Origin of the sequence: Synechococcus sp. EJ6-Ellesmere (assembly GCF_024345875.1) — a bacterium.
Classification (GTDB): Bacteria; Cyanobacteriota; Cyanobacteriia; order PCC-6307; family Cyanobiaceae; genus Regnicoccus_A; species Regnicoccus_A antarcticus.
Genome location: NZ_JAGQBY010000186.1, coordinates 1 through 5,681 on the forward strand (window position 1 = coordinate 1; position 5,681 = coordinate 5,681).

Annotated in this window: 7 protein-coding genes; 1 reads left to right on the forward strand and 6 read right to left on the reverse strand. The window is 70.6% G+C overall.

The annotated features are described in order from the left end of the window. The 4 genes from KBY78_RS15635 to KBY78_RS15650 form a co-directional block, all read right to left on the reverse strand. Positions 1 to 529, reverse strand: a 529-nt coding sequence (locus KBY78_RS15635) for a biotin--[acetyl-CoA-carboxylase] ligase (protein ID WP_255144407.1), incomplete at its 3' end; no start/stop codon positions are given. A gap of 7 nt (positions 530 to 536) precedes the next feature. Beyond that, positions 537 to 1,766 (reverse strand): aminotransferase class I/II-fold pyridoxal phosphate-dependent enzyme, encoded by a 1,230-nt coding sequence (locus KBY78_RS15640; protein ID WP_255144408.1) that lies wholly within the window; start codon positions 1,764 to 1,766, stop codon positions 537 to 539. After that, entirely contained in the window at positions 1,753 to 2,073 is a 321-nt protein-coding gene (locus tag KBY78_RS15645) for a thioredoxin domain-containing protein (protein ID WP_255144409.1), read from the reverse strand. Before KBY78_RS15645 ends, KBY78_RS15640 begins: the two co-directional genes overlap by 14 nt. A gap of 73 nt (positions 2,074 to 2,146) precedes the next feature. Then, positions 2,147 to 2,923 carry a PspA/IM30 family protein gene (locus KBY78_RS15650; protein WP_006170269.1) on the reverse strand — a complete coding sequence of 259 codons (777 nt, stop codon included), beginning with the start codon at positions 2,921 to 2,923 and terminating at the stop codon, positions 2,147 to 2,149. An 89-nt stretch (positions 2,924 to 3,012) separates the two neighbouring features. Here KBY78_RS15650 and KBY78_RS15655 point away from each other — a divergent pair, with 89 nt between their 5' ends. Beyond that, positions 3,013 to 3,546, forward strand: coding sequence for a DUF721 domain-containing protein (locus KBY78_RS15655; protein WP_255144410.1), 534 nt, complete (start codon positions 3,013 to 3,015; stop codon positions 3,544 to 3,546). On the opposite strand, the gene KBY78_RS15660 is transcribed toward KBY78_RS15655, so the two are convergent. Continuing rightward, positions 3,540 to 5,303: a glycosyltransferase family 39 protein gene (locus tag KBY78_RS15660; protein WP_255144413.1), complete on the reverse strand. Its 1,764-nt coding sequence runs from the start codon at positions 5,301 to 5,303 to the stop codon at positions 3,540 to 3,542. The two genes, KBY78_RS15655 and KBY78_RS15660, sit on opposite strands and share 7 nt — an antisense overlap. An 85-nt stretch (positions 5,304 to 5,388) precedes the next feature. Continuing rightward, positions 5,389 to 5,681 (reverse strand): glycosyltransferase (locus tag KBY78_RS15665; RefSeq protein WP_255144412.1); only part of this gene is annotated, 293 nt, incomplete at its 5' end.

Genomic DNA, 5,681 nt, shown 5'->3' on the forward strand with positions numbered 1-5,681 from the left:
CCGTGGTGCGTCGCCCGAGAGCCTCGCGCAGGCTGATGGCCCCAGGCGGCACCCGGTTGTGACCGTTGAGGCCGACCCCCACCCGGGCCAGACGAATCACGCCCCCCCTCAGGCTCAGGCGCGGCAGCAGACCCGCCAGCTTGTGCCCGTCCACGAGCAGATCATTCGGCCACTTGAGCTGCACAGTCAGTCCAAGTGCTTCGAGCTGCAGGGCCAGGCCCACCGCCACCGCCAGCCCCAGCGCCGCACTTGTGGAGGGCTCCGCTGGCCAGGGCAGGGCCGCACTGAGCCACACCCCACCCGGCGGGGAGATCCAGGGCCGGCCCCGCTGGCCATGGCCGAAACGCTGGTGGCCGGCCAGCAGCGCCAGCGGTGGCTGACCGCCGGAGGCCAGGTCCTGCTCCAGCCGCTGCTCGGTACTGCCGCAGCAGGGCCACCAGAGGAGCCGCCAGGGCAGCCGCGGCGCCGGCGGGGCCGGGACCAGCTGGGCGCCCGGATGGAGCCGTGCCGCCTGAATCCGGCCGATCACGGCGTCCTCAATGGCTGGGACTCAGGGGCCCATTGAGGCTTCGCAACCACTCGCCAATCCTCTCGGCGCCCGCCTCCAGCTCCTCCACCGGGTGAACCAGAGCCAGCCGCATCCAGCCCTCGCCGCTGGGGCCGAAGCCATTGCCGGGAGTCAGGGCCACGCCAGTGGCCTCCAGCAGGGCCGCGCAGAACGACTCCGAATCGAGACCCCGGGCCCGGGCCACCTCCGGAAGGCCCAGCCAGAGGTAGAGCGCCATCGAGGGCCGCTGCAGCGCCCAGCCCTGGGCCTCGAGGGCCGACGCCATGCGGTCGCGGCGCAGCCGATACACCTTCCGCAGCTGCGCCGGCCACTCAGGCGCCTGCTCCAGGGCGGCGATCGCCCCGGCCTGCAGAGCCAGCGACTGGTTGAAATCGACCACACCCTTGAGCTGGCGCAGGGCGGTGATGAGGGGCTCGGCGCCGATGGCAAAGGCCAGGCGAAAGCCACCCAGACACCAGCTTTTGGAAAAGGAAAAGAATTCGATGCCGCAGCTGCGCCAGTGGGGATTGCGCAACAGCGCCGGCGCCTCGCCCTCGAGGGCCAGATCCACATAGGGGTTGTCGTGGGCAAGCACGAAGCCATGGCGCTGGGCCCGTGCGACGGCCTGGTCCAGCCACGCCTGCTCCCCAACCGTGGCCGTGGGGTTATGGGGAAAGCCGAGCACCATCAGCCTCAGCTGATCCCAGGCGACCGGAGAGATCGCCTCGAAGGGGGGCCGCCAGCCCTGATCGGCGCGCAGGGGCAGCAACTCGGTGCAGGCCGAGGCCAGGTGCAGCCCGCCGCGGTGAGAGGGGTAATAGGGATCCAGCAGCAGCGCCGGCTCGCCGGGGTTCAGCACCGCCAGGGGCAGGTGGGCCGTGCCCTCCTGGGACCCCACCAGGAGCAGCACCTCACGCTCGGGGTCAACCGTCACGCCGAAGCGGCGCTGGGCCCAGGCCGCCACCGCCTCCCTGAACGGCAGGGTGGCACCGTGGAGACAGTAGGAGGCACTGCTGGGCTGTTGCAGGGCTGAGGCCATGGCCTCGAGCGCCACCGGGGGCGGGGCCAGGTCGGTGGAGCCGAGGGAGAGATCCAGCAGCGGCGGCCTCCCGGCGGGCAATTCCGGATTCAGCAGGCCCTCGCCGTAGGCGATCTTGCGACGGTCGTTGCGGGCGAAAACCCCCTGACCCAGGCGGGTGACCCGTTCAGAGATGGGCATCCAGGAAGGCCTTGAGATGACGTTTGGCCATGGCGCCCTCATGGCGGGCGAGTTCCTGACCCTCACGGAACAAGATGAGAGTGGGAAGGCCCTGGATCTTCTGGCTGTCGCGGGCGGCGGGGTTGGGGTCGGCTTCGAGCTTGCCCACCAGAAGTCTGTCGCCGTATTCAGCCGCGGCCCAGTCCATCAGAGGAGCCATCAGCCGGCAGGGGCCGCACCAGGAGGCCCACACATCGACCAGAACCGTGCCTGAGGCGGCGAGCACGTCAGCCTCGAAGTTGGCATCGGTGAAAACAGCAACGGCCACGGACCCAGTTCAGCTGCAGGGATTGTATGGAGCCGGGCTGGGTCGTCTGGTGGATCGCCTCCCCCCGCGGGGCTCAGAGCTTGTCGATCGAGCGCTTGAGCTCTTCGAGTTCGGCGTCCACCTGGGCCGCCTGAACGGGCTCCAGCTTGGGCGTTTCGGCGCTGACGGGCAGCAGCGGCTCAGCGGCGGCACCCCCCTCGAGGCGGTTGCGCAGGGCGGCCAGTTCATCATCCACATCGCTGCCCCCCTGAAGGGCCGCGAACTGGCTCTCGAGATCGGCGCCAGCCAGTTCCGCAGCAGCCTGGCTGCGGGCTTCAAGAGCCTGCACCTTCTCCTCCATCTGCTCGAAGGCGGCCATCGAGGAGTTGGTGCCGAGGTTGCCGACAGCGCTCTGAAGCTGCTCCTGGGCCTGGGCCGCCTGGGCGCGGGCCTTGAGCATGTCCTTCTTGGTCTTGGCCTCGGCGATCTTGCCCTCGAGGGCCGTGAGGCTGCGTTTGAGGGTGTCGACCTGGCCGGCCTGGCCGTTGAGCTGGTTGTTGAGGGCGGTGGCCGTGTCCTGGTACGTCTTGCGACGGCTGAGTGCCTCGCGGGCGAGATCTTCCTCACCCTTCTTCAGGGCCAGCTCAGCGCGCTCATACCAGGTGCGGCTCTGGGACTCGGCCTGCTCGGCCTGATTCTGGATCCGCTTCTGGCTGGCGATGGCGGTGGCCACGGCCTGGCGCAGTTTCACCAGGTCGGACTGCATGTCCGCCACGGATTGATCGAGAATCTTGGCGGGATCCTCGGCCTTGCTGACCAGATCGTTGAGGTTGGCCCGCAGCAGGCGGCTGAGCCGGTCGAAGAAGCCCATGGGTCGAAGCGGGTCAAACCGGAGGGTAGCCGCTGTGGCCCGCCTCACCACGGACGGTTGCCCGCACCCTCACTCCCTAGCCTGAGGCCATGGCCAAGGCTTCGCGGGATCAGGTGCGCCGGATCGGCAACGTGAGCGTGCTGATGCCGGCACCACCCGCACCGATCGTGGCGGTGGGCTCGTGCCTGGAGCAGATGCAGCAGGAGTGGCGTCGGGCCGGAAGCCTGGCCGCCCTCTGGCAGGCCTGGCCTCGGATCGCCGGCGACCAGCTCGCCCCCCACTGCCGCCCCCTCAGCCTCCAGGGCGGCGTGCTCACGGTCGGTGCGCAGCATCCCCAGTGGTTGCAGGCCCTGCGCTACAACCGCCACCAGCTGCTGGGCGCCCTGCGCGGATCCGGTTTTCCCATCCGCGACCTGCGCTTCCGTCAGCACCAGGCCACGGCCACCGGACTCCCTGGCAGTGAGGACATCGCCCGGGTCTGGGCAGCCCATCCCAGCCGGGTGGACGTGCACGGGCTGGGGATCTGCACGGCCTGTGGCAGCCCTGCCCCCGCTGGCGAACTGGCCCGCTGGGGCCACTGCGGCCTCTGCCGCCGCAACCCGGAGGAGGCCGAAGGTCAGTAACGCTCCGGCACCGGACGGGGGGCGGCCCGCCGCTGGAGCCGGGCCCGATCGAGTCGCCAGAGCCGGTAGAGCCCCGAGCGGCCCAGCTCATCGGGAGCCAGGCCCTGCCAGTGAGGTTCCTGGGCTGTGCCCTGATCAATCACCACCAACACGGTGGGTTGAGCCTCAGGAGAGCTGGGGCTCAACCCCTGACGATGTTCCTTCTCCAGCCGGTCGGCCAGGTTCACCAGCGCAGTGGGGGAGATGCCCTCGTAGAGCACCACCTGGCGGGTGTAGTAATGCAGCGACGGCTTGAGGATGCCCACCATCGCCAGGGGCTCAGAGCCCCGGCGCGCCAGCCGCACCTGCTCGGCCACAGTCCGCACGGGCAGCCCCCTCACCCCGTCCCCGAGACTCCACATCGGCAGAACTGCCAGCAGCTGGAAGAGCACCAGGGGCAGCTGGGCGGGCACCAGCCCCCAGGGCCGCGGCATCGGCTTCCAGCAAAGCCAGATCCCGGCCAGGGTGGCCAGGGCGAAGCAGGCCGCCGCCCGCAGCACCAGCCCGCTGGCCAGCAACTCCGCTGGGAGGGTTGGCATCTCCGGATCGTTGATCAGGGGAATCCAGCGGGGCGAAAGCGTCAGTACCCAGGTGAGCAAGGCCATCAGCGCCACGGAGGCCCCCAGGGCCCAGCGGCTGGCCCGCCCGCCCTCGGCGGCGGTGAGGGCGATCAGCAGACCCGCGGCCGGCGTGGCCGGCAACCAGTAACTGGGCAGCTTCGTCGCAGCCAGGGTGAAGAAGATCAGCACCGCCAGCAGCCAGCAGGCTGCGTAACTGGCCAGGGAGCCGGCGGGCCCGGGCCGGGAGGCGCGCTGGGCCAGCAGCGGAGCGCTCCAGCGGCGGCACCAGCGGCCCAGGGCCCTGAGCAGCCCCAGCAGCAGCAGGGGGGTGAAGGGAAGGCCGGCCACCAGCAGCACCGGAGCGAAGTACCACCAGGGCTGCAGGTGCTGGTTCACCACGGTGGTGAAGCGCTGCACATTGTGGTAGCCGAAGAAGCTGGTCCAGAACGCCTCGCCCTCCAGCGCCAGAGCCGCCAGATACCAGGGCAGGGCCACCAGAGCCGTGAGCGCCAGGCCAGGCAGGGGCCGCAGCCGTCGCCAGAGCGCCCCCAGGCGGCGCTGGCTGAGCCCGAACCCCAGCAGGGTCAGACCCGCCAGGACCAGGGCCACCGGCCCTTTGGCCAGCACCGCCAGGCCGAGCACCATCCAGGCGGGCCAGACCGCTCGGCGGGGCTCAGCCCAGCCCTGCCAGAACAGCAGCAGCGACACGGCCAGACAACCGGTGAGAAGGGCATCGCTGACAGCGATCCGCCCCCAGAGCAGAATCAACGGCGAGAGGGCGAAGGCCAGGGCCGCCCCCAGGGCGGTGCAGGCGGAGCGCAGCCCCCCACTCGACTGGGGCCAGCGCAGCAGGGTGTATCCCAGGCTGAGCATCACGGCGATCACCGCCAGGGCCGAGGGCAGGCGGGCGGCCCAGGTGCCCAGGGGGTTCCACTGTTCCTGGCCGGGGATCCCGTAGCCCAGCCCCATCAGCCAGTAGATCAGCGGCGGCTTGTCGTAGCGGGGCAGCCCATTGACGTGGGGAATCAGCCATTGGCCGGTTTCGGCCATGGCCCGGGCGGAAGCGGCGAACAGGGGAGGTGTCTCATCCACCAGCCCCGTGGCACCGAGCTGCCAGACAAACAAGGCGATGCCCAGCACCAGGATCAGGCCCAGCACCGCCCAGCGGCCAGCAGCGGGTTGGCCCCCATCCGGGGAACGGGAAGGGGGCGGGGACACGGGTGGCGCCTGAGTCGCTGCGAACTTAGGCCGGGCGCAGACCCACCTGGATCCAGGTCTCGATCCGCTCGGCGAAGGCCTCCCTGGAGGCGTGGCGCTCCACCCAGCGGCGGCAGGAGGAGCGCTCCAGCCCCGCAGCAGCACGAGCCGCCAGGGTCAGGGCAGCCACGTCGTCGGGGGGCACCAGCAGCCCGGTGACCCCCGGCACGATCAGCTCCCCGGGGCCGCCACGGGCGTAGGCCACCACGGGCACGCCGCAGGCCATCGCCTCGACCACCACGTTGCCGAAGGCCTCATTCCACTTGGGCGTGTTCAGCA